Below are 19,286 nucleotides of genomic sequence, written 5' to 3' on the forward strand. Positions count from 1 at the left end.
GGCTCTTCGTGGTTTGTGGGGAATTGATTCCGTGTCGTAGCTAAAGAAGGGGCCCGTGGCCCTGCTGGGATGAGTGTGTCTAGCATTCAACCAGGAACAGGACCACGAGCCTTGACTGAGCCTACCGGGGCGGCGCCTGACGCTGCCACCAGCATCTTCAATCTGCCYGACTACCGCGTCATTTCGGCCACCGTGCTGGCTGATGGCCGGCGGCGGATCATCGTTGAAACAGACCAGCCACCGGGCTGCCCGAGCTGCGGTGTTGTCGCGACGCGGCGGAAGGAACGGCGCTTCCAGCGGATCCGGGACATCCCTGTCGCCGGCGCTGTGGAGGTGCTCTGGTCCAAGTACCGCTGGCATTGCGAGGAACGGGCCTGYCCGCGGCTCTCGTTCTTTGAATCCACYGCCCAGGTCCCGCGSCGYGCCCGGTCCACCGGCCGGCTCCGGGACCACGTCGTTGATGCGGTCATCAGTTCCGGCCGGGCCGTGTCCGAGACGGCCGCGGCGTTCGCGGTGTCCTGGTGGATGGTCCGTGCCGCGCTGACCGAAGCCTGTCTTCTCACGCTGCCGGACGTGGATGAGCTCAGCCCGCGCATGCTGGGCATCGACGAACACCGGTTCCGGTCCGTGCGGTATTTCCGTGACCCGGACTCCACGTCGTGGATCCGGCATGAGCCGTGGATGACCACCATCGTGGATCTGGACACCGGGCAGGTCCTGGGCGTGGTCGACGGCCGGGACCACAAGGGCGTTGGCGACTGGCTCTTCGCCCGGCCGCTTCAGTGGCGGCTGGGCGTGCAGGTCGTTGCGATCGACCCCTCGGCCGCGTTCCGGAAAGCGTTGAGGATGTGGCTTCCCCGCACCGCTGTCGCGGTCGATCACTTCCATCTGGTGTCCCTGGCCAACCAGGCGGTGACAGAGGCCCGGCAGAACCTCTCCCAGCAGGTCAAGGGCCGCCGCGGCCGCGGCATCGACAAGGCCTGGGCCCACCGGATGCTGCTCCTGCGCGCCGGCGACAAGCTCTCKGACACCGCGGCCCACCGCCTGGCCGAGGTCTTCGCCGCCGACGACGCCACCGGCAAGCTCCAGGCCGTCTGGAAGGTCAARGAACAGCTCAGGGTGCTGCTGCGCACCGACTCGCTGGCTGACGCCGCCGCGGCGAAAGAGGACCTCAAGGCCCTCGTTGAGGCCGCCGGAAGGCCGGAGACCAACAAGCTCTACCGCACGGTCTGCCGGTGGTGGAACGAGATCGAAGTCCTCATCGTCACCGGCGCCACCACCGGCAAGGTCGAAGCCAACAACACCGGCATCAAGCACATCAAACGAACCGCCCGCGGCTACCGGAACCCYGGCAACTACAAATCGGTTATTCTCATGAGAAGTGCCGTCCGGACGGCGGCATGACACTCATCCGGGAATCAATTTCCCCATGAACCGCGAAGAGCCGCTATGCCGTCTGCTGCTGCCTGGTTGACGAGTTCCCGTAGGTCGATGTCGAAAATCACCGCGTCCGGATTGGGGAAGAAGTTGACGCGTACTCCATCGACGGGCCAGACAGCAAAGCTCTCAAATTCGGCAAGACCGTGTCTGTTGGGCGGCAGGGGTGAATGGCCATCACTGGTTGTCAGTCTCCAGCCGCTGCGGTGCAACATCTCAAACACTGCATCCCAGTCATGTTCTGCACTCCCGAGTACCTCGCCATCAGGGAGCACGCCGGGGTCCTCCCCGAAGGCCCTATGGAAGCGCGTCCAATCAAGATCTGATGTCATGGGCACAATCATCGCTCAGATCGTGTAAGGGGCGTTGGATTGCTCTATTGGGAGGCTCGAAGCGACGTCCGTAAGCCGATCCCCTTGGGCAGGCTCGACATGTCCACCGGCTGGGTGGGAAAGTGAGGGCCATGTCATTCTTTCCGGAGGTTGAGCGGCCGGCAGATCCGTGTCCTGCACGAGTAGAAACGCCGATCTGGGTACGTCCGCCGGAGAATGAGTTGCCTGTTCCGGTCCCGGTGACGACAGTTCTTGCCCGCCGGCCTGGTGCCGCCTTGTGCCTGCGTCGCGTCGACGTGTACCGCGCGGGCTGCGTGTTCGCTTTCTCCGTCCGCGCCAGCCGTCAGGCCGAGATGACTGACCAGCAGTGGTTTGATCTGATGGATAATCTCCAACCGCGCCGTCCGTTCCGCAGAGGAACTGCCGAAGGATCCCTCCGGGTGGGAGTGGAACTGCCTGACGGATCCAAGGCCATCGGCGGCGTCATGGCTCACCGCTATCCGCTCCACGGAGCGGAACCACAGGGCCCGCAGCTGTCCATGAGCGGAAGCGGGGGCGGAGGCTCGGACGAGAACTACGACTATCGAATGAACGCCTGGTTGTGGCCGGCGCCGCAGGCCGGTTCGCTGCGTCTGGTTTATGACTGGGCCGCCCTAGGGTTCAATGAAGGGTCGATCACCATCGAAACGACACCGCTGATCACCGCTCAGGAAAACGTCCGGAGCATCTGGGCCGAATAACTCAAGCCCGCGGCCCGTACAGGGCAGGCTATTGGTGCGACCACTGCATGCACGAACCTGCACGCCGAGTGGTATCGATAGCGTCCCGCAGAGGGATCCTTCACCGTGCTCGTTGATCAATGGGGGCGCATCGTTTTCTCCTGCAGCATCCCGATTCAGACGGCGGGAACCCGGTAGCCTAACGCCATGCGACGTAGCGGGATGAACACGGAGGGACGTGAATCATTTTCCGTCGCCGGGATATCGGTTCTGGGGATTCTTTACCTGCTCTTCGGCTATGTGGCGTGGGCCTCTCCTTCGCCAATCCGGCCTTCCATGCCGTGGGCCTGGCTCCTCCTTCCCGCGGCCCTGGTCATCCTCTTTCTGACAGCGGCGCAGAGGGCAGCCAGGCGGCGCGCCCGTGAGGAACTGAGGCGTTCTAGGGGTGCCGTGCCGGCCTGGACGGCATACGTCGAACCCTCGTCAGCGTCGGTTCTGTACGGGACCACGGTTCGGGGCGGCAATGTAATGCTGCCAGGAACCATCACCTTTCAGGACGGTATTTTGACCTGGCAGTTCCGCAAAACCCGGGGCTCCTCGTCCCTGTCCCGGCCCATCCAATGGAGCATCGATGATGCTGCGGACCTGCATGAGTTCCGCAGCATTGGCCGAAAAGGCATGCTCACGCTGTCGTTTTCGGGTGGTGCGGAGGCCTGCATCTCCATTGAAAATGCCGAGGACTTCAGCAGAGTCACGGGTATCCCTCTCGGTTCGAGAGCCTGAGGTCGCCCAGATCCGACGACAGTAAGAAAGGCGGCACCCCGACGGCCCGCTATAAGCACTCCGCATTGAGCACACGCAGGACGCCACATCGTCAAACGCCTGTTGTGCTAAGCGGCGGTTACCTGAGGGTCGGATCCGGGGTCAGCTCGGCTGTCCCGTAAGCGATGTGCGTACGCGGGTCCATGATCGTGACGCTTCGGATTGTGAAGGGCGGGGACGGGGGCAGGTCGAATCTTTGGGAGCCGGGACCGGGTTTCAACTGGCCACCGATGTCTAAGACCTTCGGGTCTTCGACTACCATGTCCCCCGATGTGTCCTTGGACAGGGCTCCTTCATTGAGGATGATCTTCAAATCCGGGTTCGGGGTTGTCGAAACGCCCTCCAGTGTGAGGGTGGCACCCGTTGACGTCCTCGCGATGCGCACGACCCCGACAGTCCGGGCGCCCTGGCTAATGAACCGGCCTGACGAGGGGGCAGCCCACGAGGCGGCCGCTGAGGTCGAAGCCGGACCGGGAGCCGACGCTCCAGACGCCGCCGGGGTTGGGTTGCCGGGCGGGGCTGCCGGTGCGGCATAGGTGCAGCCCGCTGCCGAGAGGGCGACTGCTGCGGCTATGAGAATCCGCCATATCCCGGCCGTGGTCCGCAGCGAGCGTAGGCGCTTAATTTCCGGGAAAGAGAGCGCCATCATCGGCCGGTGCGATTGCGGCAGGTCATTTTTCTGCGGGTGGTAACCACTCATCAGGGAAGTCCGTTTCAGCGCGCGGAGCGCCCACTGCGCACCCAATTCCGACAACCTACCAGTTAGTTAATAAACCGAAAGTGTCAGTCACGATTGCCGACCCACCGGGAAATACCGATCCATGCGCTCGAAGGCGGGCAGCGGCCGTCCCCGGCGGGGCGCAGCGTGCCCCGCCGGGCCCCGGCACCGTGGAATAGACTGCCCGTGGGTCTACGCGAGGTGGGGAATGAAGGATCAGCAGGGGAACGATGTGCCCGTTGAGCACGTCGGCGAGGCACTGCCGTCGTCGCGCGAAACGGTCGGTGGCGAGGAGCCCGGGTCTTTCGCCCTGCCCGACGGGTTGCGTCTGAAGGCCAGCCCGTACCTGGCGCAGCAGGCACCGGCTTGGCTGGGCAGTTCCCTGCGTCGAAGGATGCGCCTGACCGTGGCGGTGTTTGCTGCTGCCCTCACCGCTGTGGTGATCGCCGCCGGGTTCGCACTCGGTGCAGCACTGGCACCCTTCAGCGCCGGGTCCGTCCGCACGGGCGGCACCGTGACGAGCCAGCAGCCCACCCGCTACAAAGGCAGCGACTACTGCACACTCGGCATCGCCTACGCCCTGGGCGGTCAACAGCAGCACGCCACCGCCGAATCCGGCGGCGCCTGTAAGGCAGCCCTTCCGTGCGGCACGCACGTCCAGCTCGCGCTCAACCCCGACAACCCGGGTGACATCGCCGTCCTCGGACACGGGTACCCCCGGGAGAACGAATGGAAGGGCATAGCCATCTTTGCCGCCATCATGGCCGGGATCCTGGGGCTATTCGTGCTGTTATCGGCATTGTCCTACCGCAACACAAGGCGCCTGTTCGCCACAGGAGGAGCATGGCGGGAACTGATCGCCACCGTCCGCGGCCGGACCCAGTCCAAGAGCGGAACGACACTATATTTGGAAGCCCAGGACACCACTGGGAACGACCGCATCTTCACCATGGACTTCACGGACGGAGGCCCACGGCCGAAGCCAAAGCCCGGCGATAAGCTCGACTTTGCCCTTCTCGCCGACGGAGCGGCACACGCCGCAGTGTCCGTCAAAGGCGAGAACCGGCTCCGCCTCGTAAGCTTCTCGGTTCCCAACGACTTCCAACTCCGCGCCATCGGTCTATAACGCCCAGACCTACTCCCCGAGGAGGTCGCAGTCCGGTGCCTAGCGACTCCCGCTGCACCAGTGTGGCGTCTGGTCAAGAACGCTGCAGTTGTAGCCCTTTTTGCGTATCGCGGCTCGACTGGGTCATCATCGCCAACTTAGCGTCCGGTGAAGGATCCTTAAGCGGACACCCGCACTTCTTTGATGGGACATTTTGGCTGATTGGTGGAATCTCGAGATTGACATGCTCCACGTTCTCGATTGAGAGTTAGCCCATGGATGAAGCAGATCGCATCTGGAATCGATCACTTGAGCTTGGGCGCACGCATGAACGCGCGGGAGACATCGCGTTGGCCGCCGCGTTGACGTTCCACTCATCGGCGATGAATGGGGGTGTGCTAGATGCTGTGGAACGCCGAACAACTGAGTTGCTTCAGGCGGCTCAGGCCGCGTTTGTCTGGCTGGGCCTTGAACCGGCGGCCAAGATCATCGCAGACGTGCGAACCGAAATCGATGCCGGCGCACTAGACGACGACGAGCGGGCCGAGCAGCTCGAGTGGTCAGCCGACGAAAGATACAACAGCCTTCTCCCATCGGACGCTGCCTTGGAATCAGCATTTCGGGTGCGGCTCGTCGAAATGCCCGAGGCTTTCTCGCCGGCGTGACTCACCATGTTCAAGATGGGTTAGGCGGTTGTGTCGAGGCGTCTCGCACGCGGATCGTTGAACGGACACTGTGGACCGGGAGAATGCAGACCGTCGTTCTGTGATCGCTGCCTACTGAGTTGTGAGAACTGCCTGTCGAATCATCGTCCTTGACGAATTCCTTGGAGCTCGGGTCCGAGGCTCGACTGCAACCGTGGTTCGGCTTGGCGCTGGGTTCCCCTCCGCAATCTCAGACCGGAACTTCTCCCCACCACGGCTCAGTGACAACGACGTTGTAGCCAGCTCCCAGGGCAAGACGAACCTGGCGAAGAAGATGCGCTCCTTCCGCGACCCAGCCATCGTCTCCCGGCCCTTCGAGAGGGAGCTTGTCCTCTTCGTATTGAGAGTTCCAAGACGTGAGTTGCTCGGCAAGCTCGCGCGGGAGCCCCAGAGATCGCAGATCCGCAGGTTTTCCTTGCTCCCACAGTGGACCCGGACCATAGTCCGGCCAAAACTCTAGTTGCATCACTGTCTGATTATCACCCGCTAGTGAACGTCGGCGGTGGCTCCCTGATTTCAACCGACCACCCTCAAGTATTCTCCAGGTGAAGGATCCTCCTCCGGGCGTTTGCAGCAGATAATATGGGTCACCCTCGTGGAATCCGTCAATAAGACGGCGGCCATATTCCCACAGTCGTTTACGGACTCGGCGGAGTTAGCCTGGAGCGTTTGGCCCTTGGGTAGGCGCTTCTCATTAATTCTAAGAAGTACTCACACGCTTCAGCTTCCGACGGAAACTCGTGTTCGTCGATTCGGGACCCCCGCTCGGTGTAATAGACGAGGAACTTTCTGCCTTGCTGTTCGATGTTCAATGTGTCGTTCCGGTCACTGCCGTGCACGACGCACGAATCCGGTGGGAAACCTTCTGCTGCGAGGGTAAGTTCGAGCTGCTTTCTGTCCATGCCTTGATTATGGAACCAGTAACGGCAAAACGTGCTTCAGACCGGTCGTCTCGTTCGCAGCCGACGGCTCCAATTGGCAGGCCTCAAGCTGTGCGCTCATCCTGGGCCGCTTCAGCGTCCGGTAAAGGATCCTTTAGCGGGCAATCACCCGCCTTTCATATCCGGACCACCGATGCGAGGTGCACTGGTGTGAGTTGTTCGTCCCAAGTGGCTGTGAGCGTCCTCTCCGGAAGGGAACTTTCGACGAGATCAAGTGCCCGACGAACCGACAGCTCCAGGTCCTTGGCGTGGATGGTTGTCACGTCACCCGCGGTGTCGGGAACCGCTAAGCCGATGACAGGAACTTTGGTGTCGGGCGTCCCCGTACTCCGCAGATGCACGGCCTCGGGAATCAATTCAAGCTTCCCATCGACCTCGAAGGATTGGGGGGCCTGTGGCTGGCCGGTCAAGATGGTGGCGGCCAAAGCGGACGCATAGACGGGGTCACCCGTAGCGTCGTAAATCCATCTCGTTCCGAGAAAAGAGTGCTCCATAGTGCCGACCAGGCACAGGTCGGCACCTTGAAGAGGCGAACCCCGGTATGTCAGCGGAACCTGAAAAACCGCACCTTCGCTCGCAACGAGAATAGTTTCGATGCCGACCTCACCGTCCGGATCGTCAAACCTGAAGGAGCCGACACGCGCCAAGTTCGTCGACCCGTTGCCCCTGAACCACAGTTGGTTTGGTAGCCACTGTTTGAGGAGCTCCATTTTCGATGGAGTCAGAGTAGCTCTGTGAACAATAGCCATAGGTTCAGCCTAAGGGCGGGCGAAATGAGGGGAATAATACTCCGCACACTCCCGCCCAATACTTGCGCGTAAGTCGGTCCCCCACCGCGACACCCTCGACCCGCTCCCCCACCGCTAAAATTCCCATATAGATGCTGGGATCCGAGATTCGCGTATACCCGGCCCGCAAAACTGTCCCGCTTAGGTCACTCAACCGCTACGGCTGCGCCGATGACGGCGCACATCATCGGCTACGCCCGGTATCTACCAACGAACAGGACCTGACCGCTGAACGTCGACCGGGTTCAGTGCGTCTTTCTGAACTCCTGCCCGGCGCGTGTACCTCCGTCGACGAGGATGTCGGTGCCGGTGAGGTAGCCAGGGGCTTCACCGGCACAGAAGGCGAGGACGGCGGCGATCTCTTCGGGTTGTCCGAAGCGTTTGATTGCGGAGACTTTCAGGAATTCGGACGCGCCGTGGTCTTTTTCGAGTTGTCCCATCGCGGTGTCGAAGCTTCCAGGGGACACCGAGACGATGCGGGCGCCTTTGCTGCCGAACGCGCCCGCGAGTGAGCGGGTGTACCAGATCACGAATGCCTTGCTGAGACCGTAGGCGACGCCGGCGTGCAGCTTCTTGCCGAAGACGCGGGCGCGTTTGACGATGACGCGTTCGAACGCGGCGGGATCGGTCTGTGCGAGCGGGAAGCTTCGGAACGGGATGAATACTTTGGGTAGCCCGTGGCCAGCGGTGGAGGCGACGTTGACCAGTACGCCGCCCTCCGATGCGCGCTCCAGGAATGCTTGAGTGACGTTGACCGTGCCGATGCCGTTGATGCGCGCGATCCGGTCGGGCGTTCCCATCTGCGGGCTGATACCAGCGGTGTGCACGACCGCACGGACGTGATGGCCGCCCTCTTCGGCGCTCTCGAAGAGGCGGTTCACGGAGGATCGATCGGTGATGTCGCAGACGAAACCGGCGGCGTCGATGTCGTGCCCGGCCAGATCGCTGACCGCCTGGTTGATGCGGCCTTGATCGAGGTCGGCGATCACGATGCGATGGTCCCGACCGAGAATCCGTGCGGTAGCGAACCCCATTCCTCCGGTTCCTCCGGTAATGACGGCTGTCTGGGTCATGCAGTTCTCCTGGGAGGTGTTCGAAATGGTCCGCGCGGCGGGTGTCGCCGCGCGGTTGCGGGCTGGAAGGAAAGGTCCCTGCACGACATGTCGGGGGTGCAGGGACCTCCGCCGTATGGCTTACCCCGCGGGCGAGAGGTATTTGGCGGGCGAAAGGTGCTTGCTCACGAACGCCGCAGTCTCGGCGGACACGGCCGCTTCTTCGGGCGCGTTGCCGTAGCCAGCGTGCGGCCGGGCGTCGAAGATGTGCAGGTCTGCTTCCACGCCAGACTCGCGGAGCTTGCGATGCATGCGGACCGTGTTGGACAGGAACAGATCCCGGGTACCGGAGATGAGTAGCGTGGGCGGGAACCCGGTCACGTCGCCGAACAGCGGCGAAAGGTAGGGGTCGCTCAGGTCGTGGCCGCCGGCGTAGAGGAGGTTGGCGTCGCGGAGGCTCTGCAGCCCGACGCTGACGTCGGCGAGGGTGACGAAGCTGTCGCCGGACTCGGTGAGATCCACCTCGGGGGTGAGCAGAACGAGCCCGGCAGGCATCGGCAGACCCTCCGCTTTGGCGCGCAGCAGCAGCGCGGCCGCGAGGTTGCCGCCAGCCGAGCCTCCACCCACAATGATCTGCGCCGGGTCACGCACCTCGAGCAGGGCCTTGTACACCGCTACGACATCATCCAGCGCAGCCGGGAACGGATGCGTCGGCGGCATCCGGTAATCCGGCGCCCAATGCACGACAGGTGCGCTCAGCGCACTGATCTCGGTCATCACCCGGGTGAGGTCGCCGCCCCCCCCATGATCAAGCCGCCGCCATGGATGCTGAGGAAGACGGGTGAATCATCGCCGGTCGGTGCGCCATCCGGCGTCACGACGTGCGTGGGGACCCCGCCGATCTGCTGCAGCTCCGAGGCCATCGGCAACGACATTCCACCCAACATCCGGGCGATCATAGCGTCGCTCTGTTCAACCATCGCCGTCCACCCCGCGGCGTCATCCAAAGCGGGGTTCGGCATTCGGACAATGGGCACTTCCAATCCTGCGCGGGCGGCAGCACTGAGGAAGCTGGGAGCGGGCGGGGGGTTGATCGGTCCGATCATGACATCTCCTTCGACGTGGACACGGCCAATTGAATACGCATCGTCTCCTAAATGCAAGGGGTGGGTGTTAGCATCGGCTTTATGAGCGCATCGGAAGTTCTTTCGTCGCCGAAGCGGGGACGTCCACGGGATCCTGATATCCGGGAGAAGATTCTTACCGTCGCGGCAGCATTGTTCACCGAGCGCGGATATGACGCCCTGACGATGGAGGCGATCGTTACCGGCAGCGGGGTCGCCAAACGGACCCTGTACCGGTGGTGGCCCACGAAGTCAGCGGTCGTCGCCGACGCGATCCTCGGCGGATACCTCAACGTGCCCCGCAACCCGGTCCCGCACACCTCGGACGTCTGGGCAGACCTCGAGGCCTGGCTCGGTCTGGTATCCGCCGCGATGCGCGGACCCTACGGTGAGGTGCTGCGCACCTCGACCGCGATCAGCGCGACCGACCCAGCGCTCGGCGCGCAACTCTCTGAGGCATTCGGTCGCCCCGCGCTAACAGACATCCACGCGCGCCTTGTCGAGGCCGTCAACGCCGGGCAGATCTCGGAAAGCGCTGACCTGCCAGCGACGATCGATCTGCTGATGGCGATCATCGTGTACGTGGGCGCGACCCGCCAGGACGTCGCCAGGATCCCTGCAGTCATCGCAGTCCTACGATCCGGCATATCGGGATGAGCGGGCAGGCAGAGAGTAAGAACACTTCCTTGCAGAGAACAGCAAGCAACGCACCCGCGCGACCGACTGGGTCCCGAGTCCCCACAGCCGCTCCGAGAGGATCAGCTCATGAGTAAGTACCGGAAGATCGTAGCCCTGGGCAGCTCGTTCGCAGCCGGTCCAGGAATCGAGCCGGTCGAAGACGCGAACGCGATGCGTTCCTCCCGCAACTACGCCCACCTGCTGGCAGATCGCCTCGGCGCGAACCTGGTTGACCTGTCCGTCTCCGGCGCGACGACAGCCACCATCCTCGACACACCACAGCTGACCATGGCCGGAGTCGAGTTTCCACCGCAGATCGACGGCGTGCACGCCGACACCGACCTCGTCACCGTGACCGCCGGCGGAAACGACCTTCAGTTCGCCGGGTCCATGCTCTACGCCGCCTGGTCACGGTTCCAGCCCGGCAGCCCGATGGTCACCATGCTCTCCCAAGGCTTACCCGCCGGCATTCCCGAGCCAACCGAACAAAGCATTGACGCGGTAGCGCACGGACTCGCCAAGATCGTGAACGAAGTCCGTGCCCGCGCAAGACATGCCCGCATCGTTCTGGTGGACTACCTGACCGTGATTGACGGACAAGACCACCCCCAGCCTTGGCCGTTCTCGCCCGCCGACACGGCAACCTTCCTGCGCATCCAGGAAGCCCTGGTCCGCGGCTACGAAATCGCAGCCGACCGATCCGGCGCCGAATTGCTGCAAGCCTCGAAGCTGAGCGTGGACCACGGCCTCGGATCGGCAGAGCCCTGGATATTCGACTTCCAGCCTGCGCTCGAGAAAACCGGCTCGTCGTTTCACCCCAACGGCGCCGGAATGTCAGCGATCGCCGCCGCCCTGGCGCAACAATTAGCCCATGCAACCTCTTTCCACGGTTGACTCCGCCACCACCTGAGTGTTGCACTGAGCGACCTTTACGCGAGGCCGGTGCGTGCGCGCCACATAGCGATCACAGAACGCCGACAAACAGCGATCAAGTCCACACGCCAGCCGCGCCTAACCCGCGCTGTCCTGTCGCTGCACGTTGTCTTGCAGTACCTGCTACTCCTGGAACCGCCTGCGGCGGGAGAAGAATCTTCCTGAACGTTCCTTCCCGTGCCCCGTTCGTCCCGCCGGCGTAGAATCGTGCCGGACAAAGGAGCGCCGGCCCATACAAGGAGGACCCTATGCGCCACGCAAAGACCAGCCCTGAAGCTGCCGCCGCCGCACAGACCCTGTTCCGGGTCGCCCTCGGAGGCGTGCTCATCGCTCACGGATCCCAAAAACTCTTCGGCTGGTTCGGCGGAGGAGGCATCGAAGGCACCAGCAAGGGCATGCACGCCATGGGCTTCCGCCCGGCAAAACCCAGCGCCATCCTCGCAGGCGTGGGTGAAGCAGGAGCCGGCGTTGCCCTGGCCCTGGGGCTAGCCACTCCGGCCGCCGGCGCCGCCGCTGCCACCACGATGGGCGTCGCGGCCAGCGTCCATGCCCCTAAGGGCTTCTTCGCCGCAGAGGGCGGCCTTGAGTACCCCGCGGTGCTGGGCCTGGCGGCAGCATCGTTCACCATCGGAGGGCCCGGCCCCTTCTCCCTGGACTCGCTGACCGGTCATGTCCTGGACCGGTCCTGGATGCGGGCGGCTGCCTTAGCCGTGATACCGGCAGCCATCGGGATCCAGATCTACCGCCGGCGTAAAGCCCTGGCCAACGACACGGTGGCATCGGATTCCGGATCCCCGGCGGAAGAAGGCTAAACCCATCCCGACACGCCCTGGCCACCCATGCATTGGCCAACCAAGCCACTACGTAAGCAGTTTCCCAGGGGGAAATCTGCCACGGGGTCAGCGCCAGCCGAGCTGCGGTGCCACATACTTCAGGATCGACTCGATGACGTGGGCGTTGTAGTCGACACCGAGCTGGTTCGGGACCGTGAGCAGTAGGGTGTCTGCCGTGGCGATCGCCTCGTCCTCGGCCAGCTTCGCGGCCAGCTCGTCCGGGGCACCCGCGTAGGACCGGCCAAAGACCGCGCGCGTTTTCTCGTCGATGTTGCCCACCTGGTCGGAGCTGTGGCGGTCGCGGCCGAAGTATTGCCAGTCGCGCTCGTCCGTCAGTGCGAAGATGCTGCGGCTGACCGAGACGCGCGGCTCCCGCTCGTGCCCCGCCTCCTTCCAGGCCTGCCGGTAGAGCTCGATCTGCTCGGCCTGCTGGACGTGGAAGGGCTTGCCGCTCTCATCATCCTTGAGCGTGGAGCTCTGCAGATTCATGCCGAGCTTCGCCGCCCAGATGGCCGTGGCGTTCGAGCCGGAACCCCACCAGATGCGCTCGCGCAGGCCCTCCGAGTGCGGCTCCACACGCAGCAGGCCCGGAGGGTTCGGGAACATCGGGCGGGGACTCGGCGCCGCGAAGCCCTCGCCAGTGAGCACCTCGAGCAGGCGCTCGGTGTGCCTGCGGCCCATATCGGCGTCCGACTCACCCTCGTCGGGGGCGAAGCCGAAGTGACGCCACCCATCGATGACCTGCTCGGGTGAACCCCTGCTGATGCCCAGCTGCAGCCGGCCGCCCGAGATCAGATCGGCAGCGCCGGCGTCCTCCGCCATATAGAGCGGGTTCTCGTAGCGCATGTCGATCACGCCGGTACCGATCTCAATGCGGCTTGTCCGTGCCCCGATCGCAGCGACGAGCGGGAACGGGGAGGCGTATTGCTGCGCAAAGTGGTGGACGCGGAAGTAGGCGCCGTCCGCCCCCAGCTCCTCGGACGCGACCGCGAGGTCGATCGCCTGCAATAGCGCATCCGACGCGTTGCGCGTGCCGGACTCCGGGTGATCGGTCCAATGGCCGAAGGACAGGAATCCGATGTTTTTCACACCACAAAGCAACCTCTTGGCGGGGGTTCTTATTCCCGCGGGGCCTCAGCCTCGCACCCCCTCCCGCGGCACGGGCCGCCTCCGCAACGACCGGAGATGCGGACCGTCCGTCGCCTCCCTTACAGTCGCACAGGGGCAGCGAATCGTTCAGGGCCGCGGTTTCCAGTCAGACGACGCGCGGCAGTTCATGCAAGGGTTCCGGCGTCCCGCCGGTCCGTATGCCCGTCTCAAGGAAGTCGAAGGCTTCGTGAACCGCCGCCGGCACCCCCGTGCCCTGCGTACCCGATCACAGCCACCAGCCGTCGCCACGATTTCTTAATCCCGAACAACTCGCTGTTGTGAGACTGCCTGTTGTTGGACGGCATTTCGAGACAGCTGCCGTCCTTTATCGGGCGGGAACTCCCGCAGGCCGGGCGAGCCGCCCGCTTGTCTCACAAATCGATCGTATTTGAGATGCTCGAGTGCGTGTCGGCGACGGTCAACATGTCCCTTCCACAGACGCTGATTCCGATACGCAGATCGCGGCCACGGATCACGCGAAAGGACCGACGGAGCTGGAGATTAGGCGTGTGGGCGGTCGCACGAGCGGTCGTTCGTGACGGCTGAGTTCTCCACCATCGCTAGCGTGCGCAGTCGAATGCCGTCGCATCTCCCGGCAGCTAGACGACTCGGTCGCGTCGGGCGAAGGTCAGGTGAATGACACCGCTGGGTGAGGGTGCCGCTTCAATGTCGAAGCGTTGCTCGAGTCCTTCGAGGCCGCCCCAGAGTCGTTCGCCGCGGCCGAGAAAGATCGGGACAAGAACGATGTGCATCTGGTCGATCAGGTCGGCCTCGAGGAACTGGCGGATCGTGGTGACGCCACCGCCGATTCGCACGTCGAGGTCGCCGGCGAGGGCGCGTGCCCGTTCGAGTGCCTCGGCGGGTTTGGCGTCCACAAAGTGGAAGACGGTGCCGCCGTTCATGGTCTGTGGCGGCCGTGGGTGGTGGGTGAGGACGATCACCGGTGTGTGGAAGGGCGGGTTGTCGCCCCACCAGCCCTGCCACTCCTCGTCAGCCCACGGGCCGCGCTGAGGCCCGAACTTGTTGCGGCCCATGATCTCCACGCCGATCCCGGAGGCCCATCGGCTTGCGAAGGTCTCGTCGATTCCAGTGGAGCCCTCCCCCTCGCCTGGGGGGCCCATCTGCCTAAACGTGCGTGTTGGAAGAGCCCACTCGACCAGGCGCATCCCGGCGTGCCCGAAAGGTGCGTCCATCTCCTGCCACTCACCGGTACCGAATCCATCGAGCGAGACGGAGAAGTTATGAACGCGAACGAGTGACATCGGGCTCCTTAGGCGTGGTCGGGGCGTCGGAGGCTACGCGCGACACGGGCCACCTCACCCGTTTGCAGTCTGCAATCGCTGCGCCGAACGTAACGCAGGCTGCTAGTAGCCTGCAAGCAGTTCAGGGAAGTGCATGGTGCCGGAGCCGCGGCCGGCTCGGCGGCCCACTTCATCCGGGCCCGCCAGGGTAAGCGTGGGCGTTTCGTGCGTGGCCGACCGGCGCAGTTCCAAGCTTCCCTTTGTCCGTTGACGGCAGCTACGCTCACGATGAGACGAACTTGGGGGAAGCGAGCGCCATGGGCGATGACGAAAGGCCAAATGATCATGGTTGATCCCGTCCTAAACCTCCTTGAACGTGCGACTAACCAGACAGCCGCCGTCATCGCGACGATAGGCTCCGAGCAGGCCGGGCTGCCGACACCGTGCGCGGACTGGGACGTGGAGTCGCTCGTCCGGCATCTCGTAACCCAGGATCTTCCCCATTTTATGGTTTCCGCCCGCGGCGAGACTCCCGACTGGACGTCATCTCCCGGCGCACTCCGCACTGACTGGGCTCAACAATTTCGCGAGGGCGCACAGTTGCTGTTGGGTGTTTGGGCGGACGCGGACCTCGAACGGCCGGTCCCGATGTCGGGAGGCGGGCAGGGACCTCTTCGTCTCCGTGCCGACCAACAGATCACTGAGCTGACAGTGCACAGCTGGGACTTGGCGAGAGCCACGGCCGCCGCCGTGGACCTGGACTCCACCCTTGCCGAGCACGCGCTGGCTTGGTCCAGACGGATGCTGAAGCCTGAATTCAGGGGACCTGACAAGGCATTTGACCGGGAGATTCCCGTCCCGCAGGATTCCTCCGCCTACGACCGGCTGGCTGGCTGGTTTGGTCGTGATCCAGCGTCCAAGTGACACCCCCCTCGGACTGTCCTACTTCGGAAGCTATGGGTATGGATGTTAGCGCCGTGTGGCGGCGTTCGTTGATCGCTCGGTGTCGTATCAATGCCCTGAGGGGACCCTAACCGGGCGGAATGTGTCCCTCAGGCGGGAGGGGCCAAGAACCACTCCGGTGCGCGGACCAAGGGGAGGTGGCCAAGACTGCGGTGACTATGGGCCAGTGGAACGCGCCGGAGTCCGTCCTGCCGGCAGGTTGCGCGCCGACCGGAGCCATCCACGTCGCTTTCGACCCGCTAAGCGAGGACGTGGAGTACCCCAAGGGCTTCTACCTCCGGGGCGTGGACGGACAGGCATGGCTGAGGGGTTATCGGTGCGATGACACGTATGTGTGGGCGCCGGACCATCGGCTTGCATTCCTATCGCCAGGTCGCTAATGAGACGCGCTCATTATCCGACCACAGGGAGGACCGGCGGTAACGGAACCCATCAGGTCCCGGTACTAGTGGAGGAACACCTCGGCGGTGACCGCTTCGAAGCAGGCGCCGTGGGACCGGAACCAGTGCGCGGGAGCGCCCGGCGGCACGGAGCACGCCGCCCACACTGAGCAGGACAGCATGATCCGTCGCTAGGTCATCTGGCGCAACCACCACGCCTGCGACGGACGCCTCCGGAACGCATCAGCCCCACACTCACGCTGCCACCCACCCCCGCTTCTAAGGTTCACTAGACCGAACACAGCTGGACGACGCTGCCCGACACGTCCCAGGGTCAGAGGTCCTTATCTCATCCACTTGCCCGCGTTTCGAGCACATCCACATCAACAAGGCGAACGACACTCCCGCTCCAAAAAGGGCGGCAAGCGCGTAAATGGGCGGCTGCCCGAAAGCACGAAAAAGCAGACTTAAGTGTGGACACTGTCCACACCCAATTTGGTCGGACAAATAAGCCAAAGGCGCCCCCTCGCCGCCCGCCGGAAGAAGCCCTCCGAGAATTTTCGCGTCAGTTCGCCAAGAACATGTCGTACCCGCACCTGTGACCCATGAACTGGTGTTGGACACCCACGCCCAACCCGACAGCACCGGAAGGAGGAACCGCATAACCCCAGTAGAAAGCAAGCGGAGCGCCCACCAGCCAGGGCACTGGACCCGCCACTCACACACCTGAATAGGCCCGCGGCGGCCAGGCCACAGCCCGCGACCCAACCCGTCAGAAGACGCGACCGCAAGCTTTGTCAACACGTTAAAGCAAAAACCCCTCTGACGAGGGGAAATGCTGTGCCCGAGGTGGGACTCGAACCCACACACCTTTCGATACCGCATTTTGAGTGCGGCGCGTCTGCCAATTCCGCCACTCGGGCGCGGAGTACACCGTGTAACAATCAGCCTGCCACAGTGCTGTGAGCAACGCGATCGCTTCCAGTGCGCGGAATTACTCTACATGCAGATAGGCTGAATTCCAGAATCGCGCCAGTGACGCCGCATCGAACCAAACCGGTCCAAGTACATCGGCGGACGAAACCTATGATGGTGTAGTTCCCGCCGTACCTTTCCAAGGAGTTCCCGTGTCAGAACAGACGGAGTCATCCCCCACTTCCCAGCCGGCTCGCCGCGTTGTTGTCGCCGAGGATGAGACCCTCATTCGCCTGGACATCATCGAGATCCTGCGAGGCGAAGGCTACGACGTCGTCGGCGAGGCGGACAACGGCGAGAAGGCCGTGCAGCTCGCCGAGGAGCTCAAGCCCGACCTGGTCCTGATGGACGTCAAGATGCCCGTTATGGACGGCATCACGGCCGCGGAGAAGATCGTCAAAGCCCGGATCGCCCCCGTGGTCCTGCTGACGGCGTTCAGCCAGAAGGAACTGGTGGAGCGCGCCCGCGACGCCGGCGCCATGGCGTACGTGGTCAAGCCGTTCACCCCTGCGGACCTGATCCCGGCGTTGGAGATCGCCCTCTCCCGCCACGAGGAAATCAAGGCCCTCGAGAGCGAGGTCACCGACCTGCAGGAGCAGTTCGCCACCCGGAAGCTCGTGGAGCGCGCCAAGAGCCTTCTCACCACCAAGATGGGCCTGACGGAGCCGGAGGCGTTCCGCTGGATCCAGAAGACCTCGATGGACCGCCGACTCAGCATGCGCGAGGTAGCCGAAACCATCATCAACCAGGYCAACTAGCCAGAGCCCTGCCGCGCGGAAGCACCGCACCGAGACAGCAAAAGGGAGGATCCCCGCCAACCGGCGGAGATCCTCCCTTTTGCGCTTAAGCGTTCATGCGCTCGGAACTAGGCCTGAACCCGGTTCTTCTTCTTCTTTTCCGGCCACGGGCCGAGCTTGTCCTTGGTCACGGCGTTCTCGCCGTGGCTGCCGGCGTCCGCCAGGTCGCCCACCTTGTGGACCTTCAGCATGTTGGTGGAACCGGCCTTCCCGGGAGGGGAACCGGCGGCGATAACCACCATGTCACCGTCTTCGACGAGGTCCATCTCGAGCAGGTTGCGGTCAACCTGTGCGGTCATCGCGTCGGTGTGGCCCACCATCGGGACCAGGACCGGCTGGATGCCCCAAGTCAGCGCGAGCTGGTTCCAGACGTGCTCCACCGGCGTGAAGGCGAAGACCGGGCGGATCGGGCGCAGCCGCGAGAGGCGGCGGGCCGAGTCCCCGGACTGGGTGAAGGTACAGATGTACTTCGCTTCCAGCTGGTCGGCGATCTCGACGGCGGCACGGGTGATGGCGCCGCCGCGGGTCTTGGGCTTGGTGCCCAGCGGGGGGACCCGCTCGAGGCCGTGGACCTCGGTGGACTCGATGATCCGGGCCATGACCTTGACGGTCTCGATCGGGTACTTGCCCACGCTGGTCTCGCCGGAGAGCATGACCGCGTCGGCGCCGTCGAGTACCGCGTTGGCGCAGTCGGAGGCCTCGGCACGGGTCGGGCGCGGGTTGTCGATCATGGACTCAAGGACCTGAGTGGCCACGATGACCGGCTTGGCCCAGCGGCGGGCCAGTTCAACTGCGCGCTTCTGGACGATCGGGACTTCCTCCAGCGGCAGCTCCACGCCGAGGTCGCCACGGGCGACCATGATGGCGTCGAAGGCGTCGATGATCTCGGGCAGCTGCTCCACGGCCTGCGGCTTCTCGATCTTGGCGATCACCGGCACGCGGCGGCCTTCCTCGTCCATGATCTCGTGTACGCGGACGATGTCCGAGGCGTCCCGGACGAAGGAGAGGGCAACCATGTCCACGCCGCGGCGCATCGCCCAGCGCAGATCATCCTCGTCCTTTTCGCTCAGCGCCGGCACGTTGACAGCCACGCCGGGCAGGTTGATGCCCTTGTTGTTCGATACCCAGCCGCCCACGATCACCTGGGCGACTACCTTGACGGCGTCGACCTCAATGGCGCGCAGGGCGACCTTGCCGTCGTCGATCAGCAGGGCATCGCCGGGCTGGACGTCTTCGGTGAGGCTCTTGAGCGTGGTGGAGCAAATCTCCTTGGTGCCCGGAACGTCCTCGGTGGTGATCGTGAACCGGTCACCAACCTCCAGGAGGTGCGGGCCGTCGACAAAGCGGCCCAGGCGGATCTTCGGGCCCTGCAGGTCGGCCATGATGGCTACGGCCTTGCCAAGCTGCCCGGCAGCCTTGCGGACGTTCTCGTAAGTGTTGTCGTGCACGGAGTAGTCACCGTGGCTCATGTTCATGCGTGCCACGTCGACGCCGGCTTCCAGCACGGCGAGCGTGTTGTCAAAGCTTGCAATTGCCGGTCCGAACGTTGCCACGATTTTAGCGCGTCTCATATACCTACCCTAATGGTCTGTTGC

General features: G+C 63.9%; 18 protein-coding genes and 1 tRNA gene. 10 read left to right on the forward strand and 9 right to left on the reverse strand.

Going from position 1 to position 19,286, the window contains the following annotated elements; genetic code table 11:
• Positions 1-111: 111 nt before the first annotated feature.
• The gene (locus tag AB4Y72_RS12145; RefSeq protein WP_441426418.1) at positions 112-1,404 is read left to right on the forward strand and encodes an ISL3 family transposase; all 1,293 of its coding nucleotides are present in this window, start codon (positions 112-114) and stop codon (positions 1,402-1,404) included.
• Between the two features lie 14 nt (positions 1,405-1,418).
• Here AB4Y72_RS12145 and AB4Y72_RS12150 read toward each other — a convergent pair whose 3' ends face one another.
• A complete protein-coding gene (locus AB4Y72_RS12150; RefSeq protein WP_441426419.1) occupies positions 1,419-1,769 on the reverse strand; it encodes a hypothetical protein in 351 nt (116 codons plus the stop codon).
• Between the two features lie 131 nt (positions 1,770-1,900).
• On the opposite strand from AB4Y72_RS12150, the gene AB4Y72_RS12155 reads away from it, so the two are divergent.
• The 4 genes from AB4Y72_RS12155 to AB4Y72_RS12170 all read left to right on the forward strand — a co-directional run bounded on the left by AB4Y72_RS12155 (position 1,901) and on the right by AB4Y72_RS12170 (position 5,798).
• Complete coding sequence (locus AB4Y72_RS12155; RefSeq protein WP_441426420.1) at positions 1,901-2,509, forward strand: hypothetical protein; 609 nt, start codon at positions 1,901-1,903, stop codon at positions 2,507-2,509.
• A 186-nt stretch (positions 2,510-2,695) separates the two neighbouring features.
• A complete protein-coding gene (locus AB4Y72_RS12160) occupies positions 2,696-3,271 on the forward strand; it encodes a hypothetical protein (protein ID WP_441426421.1) in 576 nt (191 codons plus the stop codon).
• A 965-nt stretch (positions 3,272-4,236) separates the two neighbouring features.
• Positions 4,237-5,154: a hypothetical protein gene (locus AB4Y72_RS12165; RefSeq protein ID WP_441426422.1), complete on the forward strand. Its 918-nt coding sequence runs from the start codon at positions 4,237-4,239 to the stop codon at positions 5,152-5,154.
• Between the two features lie 254 nt (positions 5,155-5,408).
• The gene (locus AB4Y72_RS12170) at positions 5,409-5,798 is read left to right on the forward strand and encodes a DMP19 family protein (protein WP_441426423.1); all 390 of its coding nucleotides are present in this window, start codon (positions 5,409-5,411) and stop codon (positions 5,796-5,798) included.
• 1,096 nt (positions 5,799-6,894) lie between these two features.
• Here the strand turns inward: AB4Y72_RS12170 and AB4Y72_RS12175 are convergent.
• The 4 genes from AB4Y72_RS12175 to AB4Y72_RS12190 form a co-directional block, all read right to left on the reverse strand.
• Complete coding sequence (locus AB4Y72_RS12175; RefSeq protein WP_441426424.1) at positions 6,895-7,527, reverse strand: CG0192-related protein; 633 nt, start codon at positions 7,525-7,527, stop codon at positions 6,895-6,897.
• A 284-nt stretch (positions 7,528-7,811) separates the two neighbouring features.
• Entirely contained in the window at positions 7,812-8,639 is an 828-nt protein-coding gene (locus AB4Y72_RS12180) for an SDR family NAD(P)-dependent oxidoreductase (RefSeq protein ID WP_441426425.1), read from the reverse strand.
• A gap of 120 nt (positions 8,640-8,759) precedes the next feature.
• Entirely contained in the window at positions 8,760-9,395 is a 636-nt protein-coding gene (locus AB4Y72_RS12185; protein WP_441426426.1) for an alpha/beta hydrolase fold domain-containing protein, read from the reverse strand.
• Positions 9,395-9,724, reverse strand: a complete 330-nt coding sequence (locus AB4Y72_RS12190) for a hypothetical protein (protein WP_441426427.1) — start codon at positions 9,722-9,724, stop codon at positions 9,395-9,397. Before AB4Y72_RS12190 ends, AB4Y72_RS12185 begins: the two co-directional genes overlap by 1 nt.
• An 81-nt stretch (positions 9,725-9,805) precedes the next feature.
• Between AB4Y72_RS12190 and AB4Y72_RS12195 the strand changes: the two genes are divergently transcribed.
• The 3 genes from AB4Y72_RS12195 to AB4Y72_RS12205 all read left to right on the forward strand — a co-directional run bounded on the left by AB4Y72_RS12195 (position 9,806) and on the right by AB4Y72_RS12205 (position 12,165).
• A complete protein-coding gene (locus AB4Y72_RS12195; protein ID WP_441426428.1) occupies positions 9,806-10,399 on the forward strand; it encodes a TetR/AcrR family transcriptional regulator in 594 nt (197 codons plus the stop codon).
• A gap of 108 nt (positions 10,400-10,507) precedes the next feature.
• Entirely contained in the window at positions 10,508-11,314 is an 807-nt protein-coding gene (locus AB4Y72_RS12200; RefSeq protein ID WP_441426429.1) for an SGNH/GDSL hydrolase family protein, read from the forward strand.
• A gap of 287 nt (positions 11,315-11,601) precedes the next feature.
• Positions 11,602-12,165 carry a DoxX family protein gene (locus AB4Y72_RS12205; protein ID WP_441426430.1) on the forward strand — a complete coding sequence of 188 codons (564 nt, stop codon included), beginning with the start codon at positions 11,602-11,604 and terminating at the stop codon, positions 12,163-12,165.
• A gap of 87 nt (positions 12,166-12,252) precedes the next feature.
• Here the strand turns inward: AB4Y72_RS12205 and AB4Y72_RS12210 are convergent, their stop codons facing one another.
• Positions 12,253-13,275 carry an LLM class flavin-dependent oxidoreductase gene (locus AB4Y72_RS12210; RefSeq protein WP_441426431.1) on the reverse strand — a complete coding sequence of 341 codons (1,023 nt, stop codon included), beginning with the start codon at positions 13,273-13,275 and terminating at the stop codon, positions 12,253-12,255.
• Positions 13,276-13,934: 659 nt separating this feature from the next.
• Positions 13,935-14,597, reverse strand: coding sequence for a dihydrofolate reductase family protein (locus tag AB4Y72_RS12215; RefSeq protein WP_441426432.1), 663 nt, complete (start codon positions 14,595-14,597; stop codon positions 13,935-13,937).
• 324 nt (positions 14,598-14,921) lie between these two features.
• On the opposite strand from AB4Y72_RS12215, the gene AB4Y72_RS12220 reads away from it, so the two are divergent.
• Positions 14,922-15,500: a TIGR03086 family metal-binding protein gene (locus AB4Y72_RS12220; protein WP_441426433.1), complete on the forward strand. Its 579-nt coding sequence runs from the start codon at positions 14,922-14,924 to the stop codon at positions 15,498-15,500.
• A 1,260-nt stretch (positions 15,501-16,760) separates the two neighbouring features.
• On the opposite strand, the gene AB4Y72_RS12225 is transcribed toward AB4Y72_RS12220, so the two are convergent.
• Positions 16,761-16,842, reverse strand: a tRNA-Leu gene (locus tag AB4Y72_RS12225).
• A 204-nt stretch (positions 16,843-17,046) separates the two neighbouring features.
• Here AB4Y72_RS12225 and AB4Y72_RS12230 point away from each other — a divergent pair.
• Positions 17,047-17,652: an ANTAR domain-containing response regulator gene (locus AB4Y72_RS12230; RefSeq protein ID WP_441426434.1), complete on the forward strand. Its 606-nt coding sequence runs from the start codon at positions 17,047-17,049 to the stop codon at positions 17,650-17,652.
• Between the two features lie 107 nt (positions 17,653-17,759).
• Here AB4Y72_RS12230 and pyk read toward each other — a convergent pair whose 3' ends face one another.
• Complete coding sequence (gene pyk / locus AB4Y72_RS12235; protein WP_441426435.1) at positions 17,760-19,262, reverse strand: pyruvate kinase; 1,503 nt, start codon at positions 19,260-19,262, stop codon at positions 17,760-17,762.
• Positions 19,263-19,286 lie beyond the last annotated feature (24 nt).

The organism is Arthrobacter sp. YAF34 (assembly GCF_052113245.1).
Taxonomy (GTDB): Bacteria; Actinomycetota; Actinomycetes; order Actinomycetales; family Micrococcaceae; genus Arthrobacter.

Coding starts and splice junctions, on each gene's coding strand:
- AB4Y72_RS12150 (WP_441426419.1), bottom strand. CDS start 1,769: ATGACATCAGATCTTGATTGGACGCGCTTCCATAGGGCCTTCGGGGAG.
- AB4Y72_RS12155 (WP_441426420.1), top strand. CDS start 1,901: ATGTCATTCTTTCCGGAGGTTGAGCGGCCGGCAGATCCGTGTCCTGCA.
- AB4Y72_RS12160 (WP_441426421.1), top strand. CDS start 2,696: ATGCGACGTAGCGGGATGAACACGGAGGGACGTGAATCATTTTCCGTC.
- AB4Y72_RS12165 (WP_441426422.1), top strand. CDS start 4,237: ATGAAGGATCAGCAGGGGAACGATGTGCCCGTTGAGCACGTCGGCGAG.
- AB4Y72_RS12170 (WP_441426423.1), top strand. CDS start 5,409: ATGGATGAAGCAGATCGCATCTGGAATCGATCACTTGAGCTTGGGCGC.
- AB4Y72_RS12175 (WP_441426424.1), bottom strand. CDS start 7,527: ATGGCTATTGTTCACAGAGCTACTCTGACTCCATCGAAAATGGAGCTC.
- AB4Y72_RS12180 (WP_441426425.1), bottom strand. CDS start 8,639: ATGACCCAGACAGCCGTCATTACCGGAGGAACCGGAGGAATGGGGTTC.
- AB4Y72_RS12185 (WP_441426426.1), bottom strand. CDS start 9,395: ATGACCGAGATCAGTGCGCTGAGCGCACCTGTCGTGCATTGGGCGCCG.
- AB4Y72_RS12190 (WP_441426427.1), bottom strand. CDS start 9,724: ATGATCGGACCGATCAACCCCCCGCCCGCTCCCAGCTTCCTCAGTGCT.
- AB4Y72_RS12195 (WP_441426428.1), top strand. CDS start 9,806: ATGAGCGCATCGGAAGTTCTTTCGTCGCCGAAGCGGGGACGTCCACGG.
- AB4Y72_RS12200 (WP_441426429.1), top strand. CDS start 10,508: ATGAGTAAGTACCGGAAGATCGTAGCCCTGGGCAGCTCGTTCGCAGCC.
- AB4Y72_RS12205 (WP_441426430.1), top strand. CDS start 11,602: ATGCGCCACGCAAAGACCAGCCCTGAAGCTGCCGCCGCCGCACAGACC.
- AB4Y72_RS12215 (WP_441426432.1), bottom strand. CDS start 14,597: ATGTCACTCGTTCGCGTTCATAACTTCTCCGTCTCGCTCGATGGATTC.
- AB4Y72_RS12220 (WP_441426433.1), top strand. CDS start 14,922: ATGGTTGATCCCGTCCTAAACCTCCTTGAACGTGCGACTAACCAGACA.
- pyk (WP_441426435.1), bottom strand. CDS start 19,262: ATGAGACGCGCTAAAATCGTGGCAACGTTCGGACCGGCAATTGCAAGC.